The sequence below is a fragment of the Luteococcus sp. Sow4_B9 genome, assembly GCF_052116585.1.
Taxonomy (GTDB): Bacteria; Actinomycetota; Actinomycetes; order Propionibacteriales; family Propionibacteriaceae; genus Luteococcus.
In genome coordinates this window covers 12,159-33,522 of record NZ_JBQKKT010000018.1, presented here as the reverse complement: position 1 = coordinate 33,522, position 21,364 = coordinate 12,159, and the positions used below count along the sequence as shown (strand labels likewise).

Sequence of the window (21,364 nt, the reverse complement as noted above, 5' to 3'; positions counted from 1 at the left end):
GCATGAAGAAGGTACTTCTCGTCCTGACCAGCGCCGATGAGCTCGCCGGCGAGCCCACCGGCTACACCCTCAGCGAGGCCGCCGATCCCTGGAAGGTCTTCCGCGACGCGGGGCATGTGGTCGACTTCGCATCCCCACAGGGTGGAAGGCCCCCGGTGGACCCGGGTGGCGACCGCACCGAGGTGACCGAGCTCTTCGAGGAGGACGCCGCAGTCCAGGCCTCGCTCGCCAACACCGCGAAGCTCGAGTTCGTCGAGGTGGACCAGTATGACGCCGTCTACCTGGTGGGCGGTCACGGCACCATGGTCGACTTCCGTGGCAACCCCCACCTCGCCCGCGTGGTGCGTGAACTGGCTGACGGCGGCGGCGTTGTCTCCGCTGTCTGCCACGGGCCGTCGGGTCTGTTGGACGTCGAACTGGCCAATGGCCTGCGCATCGTGGAGGGTCGGAAGGTGGCGGCCTTCACCGATTCCGAGGAGCGCGCGCTCGGCAAGGAGGACCAGGTGCCCTTCCTGCTGTCCAGTGAGCTGGAGGCGCAGGGAGCCAAGCTCGTCGACGCCGAGGACTGGGAGGAGAATGTCGTGGTCGACGATCTCCTGGTCACCGGCCAGAATCCCGCCTCCGCTGCCGGCGTCGCCAAGGAGGTGGTCAAGATCTTGACCACGCTGGTGCGAGAGGAGAAGGCGGAGGAGGAAGCCGCCGCCCAGGAGCTGCGCGCCGAGAAGGATGCGGAGAAGGCAGACGACGAGTGATTCCGCGTCACTGAGCCAGGCCGACACACGCCACAGCACTGATCCCCGTGCCCGGAGGGGGCATCGTCCTGCGGGCATGGGATCATGGCGTGAGCAGGACCTGGTTGGACAGGAGGCGGCGTCATGGCGGACGACCTGGGTACGGGGGACTCGTCCCATGAGGACGTGCCGGGCGCGGCGCTGGGCGGGTGGAGCTTCACTGCCCCCAGCGCGACGCTGAGTCATCGCCCATGGAGCGCGACGCTGAGTCAGCGCCCATGGAGCGAGCCGAGCACCTTTGTCAGCTCTGCCTCGACGAGCACGGTGGACTCCTCGGCCCTGCGGGGAACATCCGCCTTGGGTGCGGCGATGCCCCGGCCCGACGAGAATCGTGGCGAGGCCGGCGTGCTGCGGCCTGCCCCGGGCCCCGCCGGAGCCCGGCCGCAGGCGGCCACCCAGGCGCAGGTGCCCACCCAGTCGAGGGCGGGAACCGTGGGCGGCGGGACTGTGGATGACCACCCGTCGGTGCGGGAGATCTTCGCGGCGGCCCAAACCCAGTCCCAGCCGATGTCACCCCCGCAGGGGCAGCCCCAGTCCGTAGCCCTGCCCCAGCACGCGTCCGTGACCGCACCGGCCCAGCGTCCGTGGTGGGCTGCGGATGACGAGGCGGGTGGTTGGCGCCCACCGGCGCAGGTGCCGCAGATTCGTGATGCGAGCTCCGGGCCGGCCACACCCCAGGGTGAGGTGCAGGCCATGTGGGAGGCGGTGGCTGGACGTCGGAGCATCACCTTCAAGGGCCGTGCCGGGAATGCCTCATCACCGTCATCCAACAGCCTGAAGACGGGGAGTTCCATGGGCTCGCGCGCCATCGGCCTGTTCGCCGCGCTGCTCTTCATTCCGGGGGTCTTCGGCGGCGTCCTGTCATGGGTCTCCGACGAGGGGTCCGTCCGGGTTGAACAGGCCCAGGATGGTGGGCAGGCTCAGGCGGATCCGGCGGGGGCACAACTCGACGTCTCCGGGGGTGTTGGCAGCTACCGCCTTCCGGGCGGGTGGGAAGTGCTGGAGCTGGGCCCTGGCCGTGACTCGCTCGTCCTGCACCAGGCCGGCGACACCGCCCGATTGACGGTGACGCGCAGCGAGGCAGCCGAAGCGGTGGAGGCGCAGTGCGCGGCCGGAATCGAGCCGGACGGCACCGGGGCGGGTGTGGGTGGTGAGGTCGCGCAGATCGAACCGCCACCGATCAATGGCGAAGTGGGTGTGGGGCACCTCTGGCCCCGCCCGGACGGTTTCCACGTCCGCTGGTGCGCGCCCGACCAGGGCCGAGTGGTGATCCTCGAGGGGGTCCATGACGGCCCTTCCGAGGCGGCACTGCAGGAGGCGATGGAGCTGGTGGCCGAGACCTATCGATGAGGCCACTTCCCGTTCACCCGGACGCCCCGTCGGAGCCCGGGCGTGACAGACTGGTGCCAGCCCAACGAAGGAGTGAAGATGGCTGAGTTTGCCTACGAGGACATGCTGCCGCTCGGCAAGGACGAGACCCCCTACCGCCTGCTGACCACCGAGGGTGTGAAGGAGGTCGAGGGACCCGGAGGACGCAAGTTCCTGGAGGTCGCCCCGGAGGCGCTGAGCCTGTTGGCCGAGACCGCCATGCACGACATCGCGCACTACCTGCGCCCAGCCCACCTGGCCCAGCTGAAGAAGATCATGGACGATCCGGAGGCCAGCCCCAATGACAAGTTCGTCGCGCTCGACCTGCTGAAGAATGCCAACATCGCCGCCGGCGGTGTACTCCCGATGTGTCAGGACACCGGCACCGCGATCGTCTCCGGCCATCGCGGCCAGCACGTCCTGACCGAGGGCCCCGACGAGAAGGCGCTGGCGCTGGGCGTCTACAACGCCTACACCAAGCTCAACCTGCGCTACTCGCAGAACGCCCCCATCACCATGTGGGAGGAGAAGAACACCGGCTCGAACCTGCCGGCGCAGATCGACATCGAGGCCAGCACCGGCCACGACATCGACGAGTACCAGTTCCTGTTCATGGCCAAGGGCGGTGGCTCGGCGAACAAGAGCTACCTGTACCAGGAGACCAAGGCGATCCTGAACCCCGACTCGATGATGAAGTTCCTCGAGGAGAAGATCCGCAGCCTGGGCACCGCAGCGTGCCCGCCCTACCACCTGGCCATCACCATTGGCGGCACCTCCGCCGAGTGGGCCCTGCGCACCGCCAAGTACGCGTCGGCCAAGTACCTCGACACCCTGCCGACGCACGGTGACATCACCGGTCACGGCTTCCGCGACGTCGAGCTCGAGGAGCAGGTGCTGGAGCTGACCCGCAAGCTCGGCATCGGCGCCCAGTTCGGCGGCAAGTACTTCTGCCACGACGTGCGCGTCATCCGCCTGCCCCGCCACGGTGCCTCGCTGCCGGTCGCCCTGGCCGTCTCCTGCTCCGCAGACCGCCAGTGCAAGGCCAAGATCACCAAGGACGGCGTCTTCATCGAGCAGCTGGAGTTCGAGCCGGCCAAGTACATGCCCGACACCGTTCCGGCCGATCTGGACGCCGAGAGCGACGGCATCAGCGGCACCGGCAAGGGCGCCGCGGTCAAGATCGACCTGACCAAGCCGATGGACGAGATCCTCGCGGAGCTGACCAAGCACCCGGTGAAGACCCGCCTGTCCCTGACCGGCACGCTGGTCGTGGCCCGCGACATCGCCCACGCCAAGATCCGTGAGCGTCTGGATGCCGGCGAGGAGATGCCGCAGTACCTGAAGGACCACCCGGTCTACTACGCCGGCCCGGCCAAGACCCCGGACGGCATGGCATCGGGTTCCTTCGGCCCCACCACCGCTGGCCGGATGGACTCCTATGTGGACCAGTTCCAGGCCGCCGGTGGCTCGAAGGTCATGCTGGCCAAGGGCAACCGTTCGCAGCAGGTGACCGACGCGTGCAAGGAGCACGGGGGCTTCTACCTGGGCTCGATCGGTGGTCCCGCCGCTCGTCTGGCCCAGGACTGCATCAAGAAGGTCGAGGTGCTGGAGTACCCCGAGCTCGGCATGGAGGCCGTCTGGAAGATCGAGGTGGAGGACTTCCCGGCCTTCATCGTCGTCGACGACAAGGGCAATGACTTCTTCGCCGAGGTCAACAAGCCGCTGGTGATGAGCATCACCACTCGTCCCGACATCGACTCCGCCGGTGACACCGAGGGTCAGAAGTAGCCCCTTCCGCCATCCGGGCCCGGGTTTCACGTGGAACCACCACGTGGATGCCGGGCCCGGTTGCGTTCCAGCGCACTGGTGGCTGCAGATCACGACCCCATCGCGAGCGCTGATGCTGCGGGGGCCCAGCTCAGGCCGGGGGCGCTGAGGGTGGGCGCGGTGTCGAGTGATAGGCCTGTTGGCAGGACCAATCCGATTTCACGAGGAGTAGTCATGGCCGACACCACCTTCACTGCGACCGCCCACGCCCCCGAGACCTTGGTCACCACCGTGACCGCCCGAGGCATGTCAATCACCATCGATGAACCCCCGATGCTGGGTGGCACTGACCAGGGCATGAATCCCGTCGAGGCCCTGCTGGGTGCCCTGGGGGCGTGCAAGTGCATCGTCGCTCGTTCGTTCGCTCGCAAGAACCGGATCAACCTGCACGACATCCGGGTGGAGTGCTCCGGAGTCCTGGACCCGGACGGCTTCATGGGCAAGAACCCTGAGGCGAAGATCGGCTTCTCGCGGATCCACAGCGTCTTCCACATCGACGCCGACAACACGGACGAGGAGATAGCGGCCTTCATCGACTTCATCGAGTCCCATTGTCCGGTGCAGGACACTCTGGCCAACCCGGCCGTCTCCAGCCATGAGGTGGCGCCCCGCTCCTGAGCGACACCGAACGAACCGGGCTCATTCCTGCATCTGCAGGGGTGAGCCCGATGTCATGGTGCGCCATTGGTGCTCACGCGAGGGTGTGGGGGGTTGGGTCGGGAGCTCGTCATGGAAATGCATCATCGAGTTTCATTGAGAGTCCCAGAATGGTCCGGTTACCGTGAGGACCACAGTTTACGAATTATCATTCGTATTCGGGTCTTTTGCACCGACGGGAAAGAACCGTGACCGACATCTATCTCGTCTCCGGAGCACGATCTGCGATCGGCAGCTTCCAGGGTTCACTGTCGAAGACCGAGGCAACGGTGCTCGGTACGACGGTGGCCACGGCAGCCGTGGAACGCGCCAAGATCGATCCCGAGGTGATCGACACCTGCTACTACACCCAGATCCTCCCCACCACCGGCAAGGACTGCCACTCGTCGCGCGTCGTGGCGCTCGGCGCCGGAATGCGCGTCTCGTCCACCGCCGCCAATGTCAACCGCCTGTGTGGCTCCGGCCTGCAGGCCATCGCCTCCGGAGCCCAGGCAATCCTCACGGGCGACGCCAGCACGGCGCTGGTCGGCGGTCTGGAGATGATGAGCCAGGCCCCCTACTCCCTGCCCGGCATGCGTGCCGGCCGGCCGATGGGCGACGGCGTCGTCTACGACTGGCTGACGGGGGCGCTCTCCTGCCCCTTCAACGGCTATGCGATGGGTGTCACCGCCGAGAATGTCGCCCAGAAGTACGGCATCTCGCGTGAACGCCAGGACGAGTTCGCCCTGCAGTCCCAGCAGCGCGCCGCCGCCGCGATCGCCGAGGGGCGCTTCGCCGAGCAGATCGTCGGCATCGACGTGAAGGCCAAGCGCGAGACCGTCAGCTTCGAGGTGGACGAGCATCCCCGCCCCAGCAGCCTGGAGAAGCTGGCGCAGCTCAAGCCCGTCTTCGCGAAGGACGGCACCGTCACTGCCGGCAACTCCTCGGGCATCAATGACGCCTCCGCCGCGCTGGTGATGGCCTCGGGCGAGGCCGTCGAGAAGCACGGGCTCACCCCGCTGGCCCGCGTGGCCGGCTGGGGCATCGCCGGAGTGCCGCCGGAGATCATGGGCATCGGCCCCGTCGAGGCCGTTCCGCTGGCACTGGCCAAGGCCGGTCTCTCGCTGGACGACATGGACGTCATCGAGTCCAATGAGGCCTTCGCCGCACAGGCCCTGGCCGTGCAGGACGCCCTGCACCTGGATCCCGAGAAGACCAATCCCGACGGCGGTGCCATCGCCCTCGGGCACCCGGTGGGCGCGACCGGCGCGATCCTCGCCACCAAGACGATGTACCACCTGCAGGCGCACGGTGGCCGCTATGGCCTGGTGACCATGTGCATCGGTGGCGGTCAGGGCATCGCCGTGGTGCTGGAGGCCGTCCGATGAGCCAGCTCGTTCCCCAGGTCGACCAAGCCGTCACCACCGCCGCCGTCATCGGAGCCGGCTCCATGGGCTCGGGCATCGCCGCCCACATGGCCAATGCTGGCATCAAGGTGCTGCTCTTCGACGTCCCCTCCGAGGGTGACGACCACGAGGCGCGCTCCGCCCGCGCCCGCAAGGGCATCGAGCTGCAGGTCAAGCGTCGCGGCTTCATGCAAGCCGACTTCGCGCAGCGCGTCGAGGCGCTGAACACCGACGACGACCTCGCCCGCCTCGCCGAGGCCGAATGGATCGTCGAGGCCGTCTTCGAGGACCCGGCCGTCAAGGCCGACATCTACGCGAAGATCGCCGCCCACCGCCGGGCCGACTCGATCGTCTCGTCGAACACCTCCACCATCCCGCTGTCCGAGCTCGCCTCGACGATGGACGAGATGGCCGAGTACTTCCTGATCACCCACTTCTTCAACCCGCCTCGGGTGATGCGGCTGGTGGAGGTCGTGCAGGGGGAGCGCACCCGCGACGACGTGATGCAGCGGATCCGCACCGTCATCGAGCAGCAGCTGGGCAAGGTCGCGCTGACCTGCCGTGACACCCCCGGCTTCATCGCCAACCGGGTGGGCAACTTCTGGCTGGAGTCCGGGGCGCAGCTCGCGCTCGATCAGGGCATCGCCCCCGAGCTCGCCGACGCGGTCTTCTCCAAGCCCTTCGGGGTGCCGCGCACCGGCATCTTCGGTCTGCTCGACTACATCGGCCTGCAGGTGCTCGGGCCGATCCTCAACAGCCTGCACGCCACCCTGCCGCAGACGGATCGTTGCCACCGCTACGCCTTCGCCGCGAACCCGGTGCTCACGGGGCTGGTGGAACGTGGACTCACCGGGCGCAGTGGGCCGTCGGGCTTCTACCGCGGGCGCGACGAGGTGGTCACCGACGACTTCGAGTACCGGCCCAAGCAGGTGGGCGATGACGCCGCCCTGGCCGCCAAGGGCGCCCGTGCGGTGATGGAGACCGACAGTCCCGCAGGACGCTATGCCTGGAAGGTCTTCTCCGAGCTGGTGCTCTACTGCTGCGAGGTGGCCGAGGAGATCGCCGAGACCGTCGACGACATCGACCAGGCCATGGTGCTCGGCTATGGCTGGGCCAAGGGCCCCTTCGCCCTGGCCGACCAGGTGGGCCTGGAATGGATCGTCGAGCGCCTGACCGCCGAGGGCACCCAGGTTCCCGAGCTGCTCGCCAAGGCCGTCGAGGTGGGAGGTTTCTTCCCCGACGCGGAGCACGTGCTGGGCAGCGACGGCAGCCTGCGCGAGCTGCCTGCCCGGGAGGGCGTGCTCACCGTCGCCGAGCTGGTGCGCCAGGGCACGGTGCTGCACGAATCGACCGATGCCGCGGTCCATCGCATCGACGACCGGGGGACCTGCCTGCTCACCTTGCGCACACCGATGAACTCCCTGACCGATGGTGTCTTCGAGGCCGTCGAGCAGATCCTCGAGCGGTGGCAGGAGTGGGGTCTGAGCTCCCTGCTGATCGCCTCCGACAATGTGAAGGCTTTCAGCGCGGGAGCAGACCTGTCCACCCTGACCCGACTGGCGCAGCAGGGGGACCGAGAGGCCGCCCGCCCCTTCCTGCGGCGCGGGGCCGACACCATGCTCGGTCTGCGCTTTGCCCCCTTCCCGGTGGTGGGTGCCTTCCGGGGCCTTGCCCTGGGTGGTGGTGCGGAGCTGGCGCTTGCCTGCGCTGCCAGGGTCGTCCACGCCGAGGCCGCGTTGGGCTTCCCGGAGCTGAACGTCGGCCTGTATCCCTGTTGGGGTGGTGCCACCCATGCCGTGCGGCTGATGACGGAGGCCGGTCTGGACGAGCCGGTGCGCTCGGCCTTCGACCTGATCGCCGCCGCGGCGCACGTGCAGGGGGCCTTCGAATTGGAAGGCCGGGGGCTGCTCGCTCCGGCGGACCAGATCTGCCTCTCGCTGGACCATGTCGTCTCCAGCGCCCTGGAGCTGGCCCGCTCGCTGGCCGGGGGCTACACCGCACCGGAGCCGGCCACGATCACCCGGCAGGCAGCCAGCTGGAGCCCGACCACGGGCTCGAGGCGCTGTGCCATCCGGGGAGCGCGGCGCGGGCCGAGCACATGGCGCGCACCCGCAAGCCGCTCAAGAAGTGATCCACAACCGGTGCGCTGACCGGCGTGTTTCCGTGGAGGGACTGCTGCAAACTGCTCCGATGGGGATGCAGCAGCCCCTCCACGGGCTCCACCACCCACAGGAGGTCTTCCATGGTCGTGACCAGTCGTCGAGCCGAGATCATCGCGGCCGCCGTGACCCTCTTCGACCAACGTGGCTACTGGGGCACGAGCATGGAGGACATCGCCCGCCGGATCGGCATGCGGGCCTCGAGCCTCTACAACCACTGTTCGTCCAAGCAGGAACTCCTCGGCGAGATCTGCGTGCTGGGCATGGAGCGCTTGATCCAGGAGCATGACGAGCGGCTGGCCGGGTTGGATGATCCGGTGGAGCGGATCAGGGTGGCGATGGACGTGCACGTCCAGATCCACGCCCGTCATGCCCCAGACGTGCGAGTCTCCAATCGCGAGGTGATGAGCCTGGAGGAGCCGTGGGCCGGGCGGGCCCGTCAGGCGTGCCGCGACTACGTTCGCCGCTGGGTGCAGATCGTCGACGACGGGATCGGACGGGGCGTCTTCCACTCGGACGACCCGAAGATCAATGCCTACTTCATGATCGACATGGCGACGGGGGTCTCCGTGTGGTTCCAGCCCGACCGCCGCTACACGCTGGACGAATTGAGCGACCGCTACGCGAATCAGGCGCTGCGCATGCTGGGTGTCGGCCAGCCCTGACTGCTGTGCTCTGGATGGCCGTTGCCGGAGGTCTGTGGGGTGGCCCTTCGGACGGACAGCCGACCGCGAAAACGCTGTGACAGCCATCACAATTTTCCATTGACACTCGATCTGGCCCATTGGCTTTTCCACGAAAGCCGCGAAAACGAATAATCATTCGTAAAGCGAAATCGTAGGCGTCGACGCGGACGTCAAGTAGTGCACCGGGACAAGGATCACAGATGGTAGACAAGGTCGTTTCATCAATTTCCGAAGCACTCGAGGGGCTGGAAGAAGGAATGTCCGTGGCGGTGGGTGGCTTTGGCACCTGCGGCGCACCTGCGGCGCTCATCGAGGGAATCATCGAGAAGGGCGTGGGGGGACTCACGGCCTATTCCAACAACCCGGGCACGGAACTGGACCAGATTGCCCTGGGGCTGTCCCGTGCCGTGAAGGCCGGACTGGTCAAGCGCTTCTGCGGATCATTCGTGGGCTACGCCAAGTCCGTCGAGCGCCAGTACCTAGCCGGCGAGATGGAGGTGGAGCTGATCCCGCAGGGTTCCCTGGTGGAGCGGATGCGCGCCGGTGGCGCGGGCATCCCCGCCTTCTGGACCCCGTCGGGCGCCGGCACGCCCGTCTCCGACGGTGGGATGCCGATGCGCTACGACGGTGAGGGCAATGTCGTCCTGGTCAGCGAACCCAAGGAGACGCGCACCTTCATGGTGGACGGCAAGGAGGAGCTGTGCGTGATGGAGGAGGCCATCGTCACCGACTTCTCCCTGGTCCACGCCTGGAAGGGAGACCGTGAGGGCAACCTGAAGTTCCGCTACACGGCCGAGAACTTCAACCCGGTGGTCGGCATGTGCGGCAAGGTCACCGTGGCGGAGGTGGAGGAGCTCGTCGAGGTGGGCGAGCTGGAGCCCGGAGAGATCCAGCTGCAGGGCATCTTCGTGGACCGCGTCGTGGCGCTCAAGCCCGAAGAAGGCGCGGGAGAAGGTGCTGGAGCGCGTCGTCACCCGCTCACCCTAGGGCGACGAGGCCCCCACCGAGCCGCTCCTGGCGCTGGGTGCCGACGGGGAACCCGCCGGGTGGACGCGTGCCGGCATCGCAGCCCGCGCGGTGCAGGAGCTGGCCGACGGTTCCTATGTCAACCTGGGCATCGGACTGCCCACCATGATTCCCGACTACCTGCCCAAGGACCTTGAGGTCATCTTTCACTCGGAGAACGGTCTGCTGAAGACCGGACCCTCGCCGCTGCCGGAGGAGGTGGATGCGGACATCGTCAACGCCGGAAAGTTCACCACCACCATCGCCAAGGGTGGTTCCACTTTTGACTCCATGCGCAGTTTCGACATGATCCGCGGCAAGCACATCGACACGGCCGTGCTGGGTGCCCTGCAGGTGAGCGAGAAGGGCGAGATCGCCAACTGGATCATCCCGGGTATGAAGTCCAATGGCATGGGCGGGGCGATGGACCTGGTCAAGGGTGCCCGCCGGGTCATCGCCATCATGGAGCCCACCGTCGTGGACACCGACGCCCCACGCATCCTCAAGGAGTGCAGCTTCCCGCTGACGGCGCTGTCCGCCGTGGACCTGGTGATCACCAATCTCGCCGTCTTCGAGGTGACACCGGACGGGCTCGAGCTGCTGGAGCTGGCGCCGGGCGTCAGCCTCGAGCGCGTGCGCGCCGCCACCGAGCCGGACTTCGGCACCAGCCGTTTGACAGCCTGACGATTCCCATCCCTGCGTGGCGGCCGGCACGTCAACCGACAGGTCGTGCGCTGGTGAACTTCCAGCTGATCCAGCAGCGTCTGGTGGACATGCTGCAGGAGGTCACGGCGATGGCCCTGTTCTGCCGTCGCCTTGCACAGCTGCAGGCCTCCGGGAAGCTGATCGAGCAGCAGGTCTCCATGGCCAAGGTGCACAACACTCGCGCCGCTCGCCGGGTGGCTTCGGAGGCCCGCGACATGCTGGGCGGTTCGGGCATCCTGCTGGAGAACCATGTGGTGCGCCACCGCAGCGACATCGAGGCGGTGCACACCTTCGAGGGCACCGACACCATGCAGTCGCTGATCCTGGGCAAGAAGATCACCGGTGTGGGCGCCTTCGCCTGAGTTCCCCCCGCAGGTCCGAGGCCAGGGGGAAGACCCCTGGCCTCGGACGACGACCGTCACCGTCGGTGGTCTGATGCGCCGACGGTGGCATCGTGCTGCTCGACTTCTTGGGCTGGATACTCGTCCATTGACGCCGATTCAATTCGCGTGACAGTGTTTGCAGCAAGACAACGAATGGCCATTCGTAGGTCGTCTGGATCATTGGGGATCTTCGGAGCGATCGGGTCATTCCCATGCGTGAGGAGACTCCACGATGAACGAAGCAGCGTTCGGCGACAGCACCGACTTCTTCCGTGTCTTTGGCGACGTCCAGGGCGAGGATCGCGAGATCTGGGACCGGGCGCGCGCCTACGGTGCCGAGGTGACGCCGCAGATCAACGAGTATTGGGAACGCGCCGAATACCCCATGCACCTGGTCAAGCGTCTGGGTGAGCTCGACCTGATCAGCGACGGGCTCGACGTCCCCGGTCAGCAGCAGATGTCGCCCCTGGCGGCCGGGCTGGTGATGATGGAGGTGGCGCGGGCCGACGCCTCGATGGGCACCGTGATCGCCGTCCAGGGCGGACTGGCGCTGCGATCGATCCACCAGCACGGCTCCCAGGAGCAGAAGGACGAATGGCTCGGCCCCATCGCACGGTGCGAGAAGCTCGCCGCCTTCGGCCTGACGGAGCCCGACCACGGCTCGGACTCGGTGGCGCTGTCCACCACCGCCCGTCGCGAGGGTGACGAGTGGGTGCTGAACGGCCGGAAGCGCTGGATCGGCAACGGCTCCGTGGGCGACGTGACCGTGATCTGGGCCCGGATGGACGACGGTGAGGTGGGTGGCTTCATCGTGCCGCAGGACACTCCCGGCTACGAGGCGGAGACCATCATGGGCAAGGTCTCCATGCGCTGCATCCCGCAGGCCCTGATCACCATGACCGACATGCGCATCCCCGAGGCCAACCGCCTGCCGGGGGCAACCTCCTTCCGCGCCACCAGTCAGGTGCTCCAGCGCACCCGATCCGGCATCGCCTGGATGGCGCTCGGCAGCGCGATTGCCTGTTATGAGGCGGCTCTGGCCCACGCGACAGAGCGTCAGCAGTTCGGCAAGCCGCTGATCAGCTTCCAGCTCATCCAGCAGCGCCTGGTGGACATGCTGGCCCAGCTCACGGCGATGGCCATGTACTGCCGTCGTCTGGCCGAGCTGGAGGCCGCCGGAGAGGTGGTGCCACAGCACGGATCGATGGCCAAGCTGCACAACACCCGCGCCGCCCGACGGATCGCCGCCGAGGCACGCGACATGCTGGGCGGCTCAGGAATCCTGCTGGAGAACCACGTCATGCGTCACATGGCCGACATCGAGTCCATGCACACCTTCGAGGGCACGGAGAGCGTGCAGTCGCTGATCCTGGGCAAGAAGATCACCGGCGTCGGTGCCTTCCGCTGATCGGCCCGACGGCTGACCGACGGGACGCATCCTCCCGACATGCAGGACGACCCCGACCATCTGGTCGGGGTCGTCCTGCATGTCGAGGATCCAGCGATCGGGATCGCCGGGGGTGTGGATCAGGCGGTGGGCCACTTCAGGTCGTCGGCGCCACCGGGCTGGGCCTGGGGCGTGCCGCTGGCGGGAGCCTCGGAGACCTGACCGGTCTGCGGAGCAGGCTGCTGGGCAGGAGCGGCCGGGGCATCGGTGGCGGCAGCCTCCGTGCCGGGGGTCTGCGTGCCGGGGGTCTGCGTGCCGGGGGTCTGGCCCAGGATTCCGTTGACCTGCTCGATCACGCGGCGCTCCTCGTCGGAGACGCCCTTGGCGGCGCCGGCGACCTCCTGGCTTGCGGCCGAGACATAGGAGCGCAGGGCCTCCAGGGTGGGGGCGTCCTTGCCGGCCACCTGGACGGCCTGGCGCAGCTCGTCGAGAAGCTTGGTGGCCATCTCCTCCTTGCTGCTGGCCTTCGGGGGCATGACCATGCCGCCGGTCATCAGCTTCTTGAACTCCTCGGGGGCGTCGGCGAGGGCCTTGGAGGCCGCCATCGACTCCTTGAAGGTGGCGAAGAAGCCCGGCTCTGCCTGCGAGACGAGGGCGACGGCACCCATGGCGCCGCGACGGATGGTGTCGATCTCCTGCTCAGTGAACTGGTTCATGACTCCAGTGTTGGAAGACGCTGCAGCAGTGGGAAGGGCTGATCGCCCACGGCAGAACCCTCCGGTGGGGCTGATCGCCGATGGCTGAAGCGCGCCCCTGCGGGGGCGCTTGGTCAGGATGGTGCCAGCCGGATCCCGGGGTCCTGATCAAATTCGACGCCTCACTGAAGGCCTCCTGATCAACTTTGGGAGATCCGCAGCTGGCATTCACGGGGAGTTCACCCAGGGGGGGTGACAAAGCTTCCCCCAGTCCTGCGATATTCCTCACAGCACGAATCAGGTACGGGGGTACCCTGCTCGCTGCAGACAAGGCCCCCTTGAGTCCAAAACCATCGGGGGAAGTCTTGTCCAACACATTCGTTCGCCGCGCGCCAAGCGGCCACGTCCTGACCGTCGAGTGGGACCAGAAGAAGCTGTCCAGCGAGGTGGCCGGGGTCCGCTTCGCCGGTTCCAAGTACGGCCGTGCCTTCCAGATCGGCACGCGCGGTTTCCACGACGACGCCTGCCGTCACATCCTGAAGTCCACCACCGCCAAGGCGCTGAAGGTCGGCCGCCATGAGGTGCGCCTGGCCACCTCGGCCGAGGGCGACGCCAGCATCGCCACCCTCATCGGCGACTACCACGAGCTGATGACCGTCTTCAGCGGCCCGGCTCCCAGCGAGAACACCATCGCCGGCCTGTTCAGCGTGCTGGAGATCGCCGACATGACCGAGGGTCTCGTCGTGCGCCCCAGCAATGCCACCCTGCTGACCCAGATGAACGAGAACGTCATGCTGGTCAACGACACGCTGGACTCCGTCGACTGCGTCGGCCCGGCCCACGCCAAGGCCAACAAGCCCAAGGGCCGCGGCGCCAAGAAGGGCCGTGGTGGCGAGGTCTGGCGTCGTCCGCTGCCCGGCCGCGGCAAGGGCCGCCCGCGCGACTTCGCGTACACCATCGGCTTCCGTTCGGCTCTGGGTGAGGTCATGCCCGGCCCGGTCCAGGAGGACCAGAAGGACGCCGACCTGGCCCCGTGGCTCGACAGCATCGAGCTCGCCTGGCAGAAGGACTGACGCCATGAGCACCACAGCCGCACTGTGGGTGCTGACCTGGGGCGTCATCCTCTTCCTCTTCTTCGCGCTCGCCGCGGTGATGCGTGAGGTGAAGTTGCTGCGTGGCCAGCTCGAGACCATGGGTTGGCAGCAGGTGACGCCGGTTGCCCCGGACGACATCCGACTTCCCGCCGCCTTCGGCTCCACCGAGGGTCGTCGACTGGTCCTGGCTGCCACCAGCGGATGTCCGCTGTGCCAGATGTTGGCCCACGAGCTGGCCGAGCGCGCCGACGAGTTCGCCGTGCGCCCCGCGCTGCTCACCTATGAAGGCGGTGATGCCTGGAGCCACCTTCCGGTGGGTCTGCAGATCATCACCGACGACGACGCGTGGAAGCAGGTGGCACACCTCTCGCCGCCCGTGCTCCTCTGCGTCCAGCCCGACGGGCGGGTCGAGGACCTGGCCATGCCCACCACATCCAATGAACTCGAACAGACCCTGGCCGCCTGGAAGCTCGGCGCGGCTCACATTGCCAAGGAGCAGTCCTGACCCTGGACCTGAACACCATCCCCGATCTGGACGCGCCCGCCACGTCCGGTGAGGGCGTCACCCTGACCGAGATCGACCAGGTGGTGCGTCGCCGTACCGTTCTGAAGGGCGTCACCCTGTCCGCCGTCGCCCTCGGCACCGGTGCCCTGAACCTGGCCGGCGCCTCGCGGGCCGCCGCCGAGACCAGCCCCACCGGGCTGACCGGCTTCGACGCCAATGACTGCAAGGATGCCTACCCGAACGGCTATCCCGAGGACAAGGACAACGTCGGCATCTACGTCAACGAGCCCGGCGCCTGCTTCGGCGGCACCTTCATCGGCAGTGTCTTCTGCGACGCCAGCGGCTGGTACCGCACGGGCACGGACAGCTACCGCCAGACCTACCGTCCGATCTCCACCACGTGCGGCACCACCAACATGAAGAATGCCTGGCGTTGGACCGTCAACGGCGTCACCTACCGGTGCTCCGACGGCCGCGTCACGATTCCTAGCTACTGGTACTACTCCCGCACCTACCTGGCGATCTGCCGCGCGAAGGTCTGATCCGCGCCGTGACCCTTCCCATCGTCCTCGAGCAGCCGAAGCGTATCTTCCACCCCGCGGTGGGCGTCGCGCTGATGGCCGCGGTCGTGCTGGCCACATTGGTTGCCGGGCTCACCCTGGGCCCGACTCCCGCGGTGGTCGCCTCGGCCTGGCTGTCGATGGCTGCCTGTGCTGGCTATGCAGTCAGCGGGAGCACTTGATCCCGCAACTCGGCCATGGTGCTGAGCTCGTCGGTCTGGCGAGGCATTTCCAAGTACTCCTTCTGCGTTGGCCTGGTGGCTGGCGGACTCCTCTCGGCAGCGGTGCTGCTGGTGGTCGGTTCGCTGGTGCGCATCGTGGCCCCGGTACCTGTCTGGCTGGGCCTGATGGCGGTCTGGTTCGTGGTGATGGCCCTGCGTGAGCTGGGCGTCGTCTCGTTCCCGATGCCACAGAATGCCCGGCTGGTGCCCGAGAGCGTCTTCCGGCACGGCCCGGTTCTCGGTCCCTTCGAGTTCGGCTACGAGATGGGCACGGGTGTGCGCACCTATGTCACCAGCTCCCTGCCGTATCTCCTGGTACCCATGATCGCCCTGTTCTCCACCCCACTGACGGCCGTGCTCGCCGGCGTGGGATTCGGGCTGGGCAGATCCCTGATGACCCTGATGAACCTCTCCTACGACTCGGACGGCGGATGGGACTTCGCCTGGGGGCGCCACCAGCGCAAGCTGCAGACGGCCCTGTTGTTGATGTTCGCCTCCAGCGCCATCTGGATCGGGATGGCGGCGCTGGGCTGAGCAACCCGTCGCGCATCGAGCCACCTCCCGCTGGGAGGAGGCCGCAGGATGATGGCCGGTGTCACTGCCGGGCCAGTCGAGGCATGAGCCAACCGACTGCGCCCAGCAGGGCACCGGCCATCGCCGTCAGGGCAAGCCACGCCCACGAGGCGGGCGGCGGCTGGAGCAGGCACCAGGCGCTCCCCAGCCCGATCAGCAGCCCGCGCACCACGACGGGCAGGCTGGCCGGCTCGTCGCCACCGCCGCAGCCGCAGGGCGCTCCGGGACTGCGGCGCATCACCACGGCCGTGTGGACGGCGAAGACCAGATAGAGCGCGGCCAGGGATGCCACGGCCAGCAGCAGGGCAGAGATGCCGATGGTGGTGAACGGCACCAGTCCCAGACCGACCAGCACGATGCCGGCCAGTGCCAGCTCACAGGGGCCCAGTGCGGCCACCACGAGCGGCCGCAGGCCCACGGGGAGCAGGGACTGGGCGGCCAGCACGGCCCGCAGCCAGCGTCGGTCACAGGTGTGCTCGATGCCGGCCGGTAGCAACATCAGGGCTCCGGCGACGGCACATCCCCAGGCAAGCAGAGCGGTCACCGACATGGGGTCAGACTACGGTGCGGCGGCCCGAAGTGGATTCAACCGCAGGAGGACTAGGCCCCAGGGGGATTTGGACACGGGGGGGATGTGGACACGGGAAGGCCCCGCCGGCTGGTGCCGACGGGGCCTTCCCGCGGTGCGTCGAGCAGAACCGCGCAGGGCGGTGAGGGCGACGCTGTGGTGTTCAGCGTGCTGACGGTCAGCGCTGGTCCATGGCGACGTAGTCGCGCTTGGTCTGGCCGACGTAGATCTGGCGCGGGCGGCCGATCTTGGTGCTCTTGTCGCTGTTCTGCTCGCGCCACTGGGCGATCCATCCGGGCAGACGGCCGATGGCGAACAGCACGGTGAACATGTTCACCGGGAAGCCCATGGCTTCGTAGATCAGGCCCGAGTAGAAGTCGACGTTCGGGTAGAGCTTGCGGCTCTGGAAGTAGTCGTCGTTGAGGGCGGTCTGCTCGAGCTCCTGGGCGATGTCCAGCAGGTCGCGGCGACCCTCCTTCAGCTTCAGCACCTCGTCGGCGTGCTTCTTGATGATGTTGGCACGCGGATCGTAGTTCTTGTAGATGCGGTGTCCGAAGCCCATCAGCTTGATGCCGGACTCCTTGTTCTTCACCTTGTTCACGAACTCCTGCACGCTCATGCCGGAGTCCTTGATCTGCTGCAGCATCTCCAGGACTTCCTGGTTGGCGCCGCCGTGCAGGGGGCCGGAGAGGGCGTTCACACCGGAGGCGACCGAGGCGTATATGTTGGCCTGCGAGGAGCCGACCAGGCGCACGGTGGAGGTGGAGCAGTTCTGCTCGTGGTCGACGTGCAGGATCAGCAGCACCTCGAGGGCGCGGGTGATGGCGTCGTCGATCTCGTAGGGCTCGCTGGGGCTGCCGAAGCTCATGCGCTCGAAGTTCTCGATGTAGCTGAGCGAGCTGTCCGGGTACAGGGTGGGACGGCCGATCGAGTTCTTGTAGCCGTAGGCGGCGAGCGTCGGGACCTTGGCCATCAGGCGGATGGTGGCCTCCTCGACCGACTCCGGATCCAGGCCGGTGGTCTCCGAGTTGAAGGTGCTCAGGCCCATGATGCCGGCGGCGAGGACGGGCATCGGGTGCGAACGACGCGGGAAGCAACGGAAGAAGTCGCGCATCCGCTCGTCGATGATCATGTTCTGGGTGATGCGGCTCTCGAAGGTGGCCAGCTGCTCGGCCGTCGGGAGTTCGCCGTAGATCACCAGGTAGGCGGTCTCCAGGAAGGAGGACTTCTCGGCCAGCTGCTCAATCGGGTAGCCGCGGTACTGCAGGACGCCCGCATCGCCGTCGATGAAGGTGATGGCAGACTTGCACGAAGCCGTGCTGGAGAAGCCCTGGTCGTAGGTGGTGTCGCCGGTCTGGGCCAGCAGCTTCACGATGTCGTGGCCGTTGTTGCCCTGGGTGGCCTCCACATAGGGAAGCTCTACCTTCTTGTCGCCGATTGCGAAGGTCGCAAGATCAGTCATGGACGGTTCCTCCTTGAACGGAGTCCCGGAGGCTCCGGTCGAGTGGTCAGTGTGGTGACACAGCTCGCTGGCGGACGTTGCCAGCGGATGCGCTCACATTAGCGCGTCCGAACAGTACAGGAAATGGGTGGGTTGCGCCGGTGGACCGTCCAGGATCACGCATTGGAGCGAAAATCTCTGTTTGGCAAGGGGTTTTGCTGAACGGCAAATATTCTCGATGTCAAGATACGACGCTGGTCAGCGGTGAAGACGCCTGCTTGTTCGCGTAGTTCACCTTGCTTGCGGTGACCGTGTACTGCACTCGCTGGCCGCGGTCCGCCGTGCTGAGGACCAGGCTGGTGCCGGTGGCCCCCGTGATCGCGGTACGCGTTCCCGTGCTGCTCACCCGGTACCACTGGCCCCGCAGGGTCACGCGACCATTGCCCCATGTACCGGGGGTTGCGCTCAGGCGGCTCCCCACGGTGGGCGTGCCGCTGATGCCGGGCCGCCCGACGTGTTCGATCTGGCCAGGGGTGATGGGGCTGAGTGTGTGCAGCAGGCGGTTGGGTGTGCCGGGCGACGGGTTGCTGATGCGATTGGCCAGCGACTGGCTGACGATCTGGCTGTGCACCTGCGCAGGGGTCCAGGTGGGGCGCGCCTGGAGCAGCAGTGCGGCCGCGCCCGCCACGTGCGGGGTGGCCATGGAGGTGCCGTCGTCGGTGGCGGTGGCGCTGGCGCCGCCGATCCACGCCGAGCGGATTCCGGTGCCCGGGGCGTAGAGGTCAACGCAGCTGCCGAAATTGCTGGTGGGGGACTGCTGGTCGAAGGTCGTGGAGTTGGCCACGGTCAGGACGCCGGGCACATTGGCGGGGCCGAAGTTGCAGGCGGAGGTGGGGGCGCTGCCGGGGTCGGCATTGCCGGCGGCGGCCACCACGGTGACGCCGTCGGCGATCACGGAGTTCACCGCGCTGGTGAGCTCGGGGCTGACGGGGCCGGCCAGACTCAGGTTGAGTACCGCCGGGCGTCCCGCGGCGTGGTCCTTCACCACCCACTCGAGGGCGGCGATGGTGTCGGACGCGTAGCCGCCGCCGTCGCAGTCGAGCACCTTGATGGGGGTCACCGTGGTGCGCTTGGCGACGCCGAAGCGGGTGCCCGCCAGGATTCCCGCGACGTGGGTGCCGTGACCTGAGCAGTCGGTTGGTCGGTCACCCTGGTTGACCAGATTGGGCCCCTCGATGATGCGTCCAGTGAAGTCGGTGTGGCCCAGGTTGAGGCCGGAATCCACCACATAGGCCCGCACGCCCGATCCATTGCGTGTCGATGTGTAGCTCCGGGTTCCCCGGGAAGTCACCTGGTCGATTCGGTCCAGGCCCGCGGGCGGGATGTCCTGGACGTCGGCGGCGCGCATGCGGTGGTCCGGGGTGACGCTCACGACGCCCTTCATGCCACGCAGCGCGGCGGCATTGCGGGGGGTCATCTCCACTGCCATTCCGGGGAAGGCCGTGGAGAACTGGTGCTTGATCCGGCCGCCGCCCCGCGTGGACGCCGCCTGGATGCTGCGGGCGGATCGGGGGCTGTCGTAGCGCACGATCCAACGGTCGGTTTCCTCGTCGGGGGCGGCCTGGCTGGGCAGCAGGACCAGGCCGGTGGCAACCAAGGCCAGGGCGAGGGCGGGGGCGACGAGGCGGGCGAGAGGAGCGGACGGCTGGGGGAGGCGCATGGGTGACCTTTCGGGGCTGACCCTGCTCACTGTATGCAGTGGGGCCTACCCAAGCCCGCATGGGCAAGGCCAAGGGCGGATCTTCAGGAAAAGATATTGAAACTTCAATCATGATGTGCCATGATTGCTCCTGTTGGACATCCCAACCACCCCTGACCGGCAGGCCCGGCCAGCCAAGACTTCCAGAGGAGAACCAGATGACCGACATGACGAGCCTCAAGGGCACCTACGCCCTCGATCCCACCCACAGCACCGTGGGCTTCGTGGCCCGCCACGCGATGATCACCAAGGTCCGTGGCAGCGTCAAGGAGTTCGAGGGTCTCGCGACCGTCGACGGCCAGAACCCCGACGCCAGCAGCGTGAACGTGACCATGCAGGTTGCCTCGATCGACACCCGCAATGGCGACCGTGACGGCCACCTGGTCAGCGGCGACTTCTTCGACGCGGAGAAGTTCCCCACCATCACCTTCACCTCCACCAAGGTTGAGGTCACCGACGCCGACTCCGTCGAGATCACCGGTGACCTGACCATCAAGGACGTCACCAAGAGCGTCACCGTGCCCTTCGAGTTCACCGGCGCGGCCACCGACCCCTTCGGCAACGAGCGCATCGGCTTCGAGGGCAAGACCGAGGTCAACCGTCGCGACTTCGGCCTCACCTGGAATGCCGCCCTGGACACCGGCGGCGTGCTGGTGAGCGAGAAGATCGTGCTCGAGTTCGAGATCTCCGCCATCAAGCAGGCCTGATCCTCCTCTCCATCCCGCTTCCTCCCCCCGAATGAAGCAGTGCAGGACGCTGCAGAGCAGGCCCGGATCCGCATGGATCCGGGCCTGTTGGGTTCGGCGGCGCGAACAGCAACGAACTGCTCCCACACCTCGACTTCGACCTCATCGCCGCGAATCCAAAGATCCTGTGTGGATTCTCCGACATCACCGCCCTGCAGAACGCCATCACGGCGACGACCGGACTCGTGACGTACTACGGTCCGCACTGGTCCACCTTCGGGATGCGCGAGCTGGGCGAACAGACCCGCGACTGGTTCTGCCAAGCGCCCATGGGTGACGAGCCGGTGCAGATCACGCCCACCGGCTGGTTCACCGATGATGCATGGTTCCTCGACCAGGACCACCGCACCACGATCCCGGCCGAGGGTTGGTGGGCACTGCAGCCCGGCGAGGCTCACGGGCGCATCGTCGGAGGGAACCTCTGCACCCTCAACCTCCTGCAGGGCACTGCGTGGATGCCCTCGCTCCCGGACGCGGTCCTGATGGTGGAGGACGACGAGATCAGCAACGCCACCGAGTTCCGGCGCGACCTCAACTCGCTCATGCAGCAGCCCGGAGCCGAGACGGTCCAGGGGCTGGTCATCGGGCGATTCCAACAGGCCAGCGCCATGGGCCGCGACGACCTCGAGGCCATTGTGGCCACGATCCCGTCGTTGGCTGGCAAGCCGGTGCTGGCCAATGTCGACTTCGGGCACACCAACCCGCTCATCACCTTCCCCGTTGGGGGCATGATGCGCTTCACGGCTGGGTACAGCTCGGAACTGACCCTGGTCACGCACTGACGCTGGTTACGGACTGACTCGAGCCATCTGCGCTCGACCGGCGGGTGTACGTTCAATTGCCGTGCGC

Annotated in this window: 22 protein-coding genes and 1 pseudogene; 19 read left to right on the top strand and 4 right to left on the bottom strand. The window is 67.3% G+C overall.

What is annotated here, in order from left to right:
* Positions 1-2 precede the first annotated feature (2 nt).
* The 11 genes from ACTQ49_RS11185 (at position 3) to ACTQ49_RS11135 (ending at position 12,374) form a co-directional block, all read left to right on the top strand.
* Positions 3-752, top strand: a complete 750-nt coding sequence (locus ACTQ49_RS11185; RefSeq protein WP_441827919.1) for a type 1 glutamine amidotransferase domain-containing protein — start codon at positions 3-5, stop codon at positions 750-752.
* A gap of 123 nt (positions 753-875) precedes the next feature.
* Positions 876-2,141 carry a hypothetical protein gene (locus tag ACTQ49_RS11180; protein WP_441827918.1) on the top strand — a complete coding sequence of 422 codons (1,266 nt, stop codon included), beginning with the start codon at positions 876-878 and terminating at the stop codon, positions 2,139-2,141.
* A 78-nt stretch (positions 2,142-2,219) separates the two neighbouring features.
* Complete coding sequence (locus ACTQ49_RS11175; protein WP_441827917.1) at positions 2,220-3,947, top strand: fumarate hydratase; 1,728 nt, start codon at positions 2,220-2,222, stop codon at positions 3,945-3,947.
* A 213-nt stretch (positions 3,948-4,160) separates the two neighbouring features.
* Entirely contained in the window at positions 4,161-4,604 is a 444-nt protein-coding gene (locus ACTQ49_RS11170) for an OsmC family protein (RefSeq protein ID WP_441827916.1), read from the top strand.
* Between the two features lie 227 nt (positions 4,605-4,831).
* Complete coding sequence (locus ACTQ49_RS11165) at positions 4,832-6,010, top strand: acetyl-CoA C-acyltransferase (RefSeq protein ID WP_441827915.1); 1,179 nt, start codon at positions 4,832-4,834, stop codon at positions 6,008-6,010.
* A complete protein-coding gene (locus ACTQ49_RS11160) occupies positions 6,007-8,178 on the top strand; it encodes a 3-hydroxyacyl-CoA dehydrogenase NAD-binding domain-containing protein (RefSeq protein ID WP_441827914.1) in 2,172 nt (723 codons plus the stop codon). Before ACTQ49_RS11165 ends, ACTQ49_RS11160 begins: the two co-directional genes overlap by 4 nt.
* A gap of 92 nt (positions 8,179-8,270) precedes the next feature.
* Positions 8,271-8,852, top strand: a complete 582-nt coding sequence (locus ACTQ49_RS11155; RefSeq protein WP_441827913.1) for a TetR/AcrR family transcriptional regulator — start codon at positions 8,271-8,273, stop codon at positions 8,850-8,852.
* 221 nt (positions 8,853-9,073) lie between these two features.
* Entirely contained in the window at positions 9,074-10,036 is a 963-nt protein-coding gene (locus ACTQ49_RS11150; protein ID WP_441827912.1) for a CoA transferase subunit A, read from the top strand.
* Positions 9,951-10,562 carry a 3-oxoacid CoA-transferase subunit B gene (locus tag ACTQ49_RS11145; RefSeq protein ID WP_441827911.1) on the top strand — a complete coding sequence of 204 codons (612 nt, stop codon included), beginning with the start codon at positions 9,951-9,953 and terminating at the stop codon, positions 10,560-10,562. The genes ACTQ49_RS11150 and ACTQ49_RS11145 overlap by 86 nt, the downstream gene beginning before the upstream one ends.
* Positions 10,559-10,945: an acyl-CoA dehydrogenase family protein gene (locus ACTQ49_RS11140; RefSeq protein ID WP_441827939.1), complete on the top strand. Its 387-nt coding sequence runs from the start codon at positions 10,559-10,561 to the stop codon at positions 10,943-10,945. The genes ACTQ49_RS11145 and ACTQ49_RS11140 overlap by 4 nt, the downstream gene beginning before the upstream one ends.
* Positions 10,946-11,198: 253 nt before the next feature.
* The gene (locus ACTQ49_RS11135) at positions 11,199-12,374 is read left to right on the top strand and encodes an acyl-CoA dehydrogenase family protein (protein ID WP_441827910.1); all 1,176 of its coding nucleotides are present in this window, start codon (positions 11,199-11,201) and stop codon (positions 12,372-12,374) included.
* A gap of 119 nt (positions 12,375-12,493) precedes the next feature.
* Here the strand turns inward: ACTQ49_RS11135 and ACTQ49_RS11130 are convergent, their stop codons facing one another.
* Complete coding sequence (locus ACTQ49_RS11130) at positions 12,494-13,069, bottom strand: hypothetical protein (protein WP_441827909.1); 576 nt, start codon at positions 13,067-13,069, stop codon at positions 12,494-12,496.
* 344 nt (positions 13,070-13,413) lie between these two features.
* Here ACTQ49_RS11130 and ACTQ49_RS11125 point away from each other — a divergent pair, with 344 nt between their 5' ends.
* From ACTQ49_RS11125 to ACTQ49_RS11105, 5 genes are all read left to right on the top strand, one after another.
* Positions 13,414-14,121 (top strand): hypothetical protein, encoded by a 708-nt coding sequence (locus ACTQ49_RS11125; RefSeq protein WP_441827908.1) that lies wholly within the window; start codon positions 13,414-13,416, stop codon positions 14,119-14,121.
* 4 nt (positions 14,122-14,125) lie between these two features.
* Entirely contained in the window at positions 14,126-14,647 is a 522-nt protein-coding gene (locus ACTQ49_RS11120; RefSeq protein WP_441827907.1) for a hypothetical protein, read from the top strand.
* An 80-nt stretch (positions 14,648-14,727) separates the two neighbouring features.
* A complete protein-coding gene (locus ACTQ49_RS11115) occupies positions 14,728-15,189 on the top strand; it encodes a hypothetical protein (protein ID WP_441827906.1) in 462 nt (153 codons plus the stop codon).
* 8 nt (positions 15,190-15,197) lie between these two features.
* On the top strand, positions 15,198-15,389 hold the full coding sequence (locus ACTQ49_RS11110; RefSeq protein ID WP_441827905.1) for a hypothetical protein: 192 nt from the start codon (positions 15,198-15,200) through the stop codon (positions 15,387-15,389).
* 15 nt (positions 15,390-15,404) lie between these two features.
* Positions 15,405-15,962, top strand: coding sequence for a hypothetical protein (locus ACTQ49_RS11105; RefSeq protein ID WP_441827904.1), 558 nt, complete (start codon positions 15,405-15,407; stop codon positions 15,960-15,962).
* A gap of 61 nt (positions 15,963-16,023) precedes the next feature.
* Here ACTQ49_RS11105 and ACTQ49_RS11100 read toward each other — a convergent pair whose 3' ends face one another.
* From ACTQ49_RS11100 to ACTQ49_RS11090, 3 genes are all read right to left on the bottom strand, one after another.
* Complete coding sequence (locus ACTQ49_RS11100) at positions 16,024-16,551, bottom strand: MauE/DoxX family redox-associated membrane protein (protein WP_441827903.1); 528 nt, start codon at positions 16,549-16,551, stop codon at positions 16,024-16,026.
* A gap of 196 nt (positions 16,552-16,747) precedes the next feature.
* Positions 16,748-18,031, bottom strand: coding sequence for a citrate synthase (locus tag ACTQ49_RS11095; protein ID WP_441827902.1), 1,284 nt, complete (start codon positions 18,029-18,031; stop codon positions 16,748-16,750).
* A gap of 220 nt (positions 18,032-18,251) precedes the next feature.
* Positions 18,252-19,730, bottom strand: coding sequence for a S8 family peptidase (locus tag ACTQ49_RS11090; RefSeq protein WP_441827901.1), 1,479 nt, complete (start codon positions 19,728-19,730; stop codon positions 18,252-18,254).
* Between the two features lie 197 nt (positions 19,731-19,927).
* Here ACTQ49_RS11090 and ACTQ49_RS11085 point away from each other — a divergent pair, with 197 nt between their 5' ends.
* From ACTQ49_RS11085 to ACTQ49_RS11075, 3 genes and pseudogenes are all read left to right on the top strand, one after another.
* A complete protein-coding gene (locus ACTQ49_RS11085; RefSeq protein WP_441827900.1) occupies positions 19,928-20,476 on the top strand; it encodes a YceI family protein in 549 nt (182 codons plus the stop codon).
* A gap of 107 nt (positions 20,477-20,583) precedes the next feature.
* Positions 20,584-20,703, top strand: a pseudogene (locus ACTQ49_RS11080) (LD-carboxypeptidase); the annotation flags it as partial.
* Between the two features lie 33 nt (positions 20,704-20,736).
* Positions 20,737-21,297 carry a hypothetical protein gene (locus tag ACTQ49_RS11075; RefSeq protein ID WP_441827938.1) on the top strand — a complete coding sequence of 187 codons (561 nt, stop codon included), beginning with the start codon at positions 20,737-20,739 and terminating at the stop codon, positions 21,295-21,297.
* Positions 21,298-21,364 lie beyond the last annotated feature (67 nt).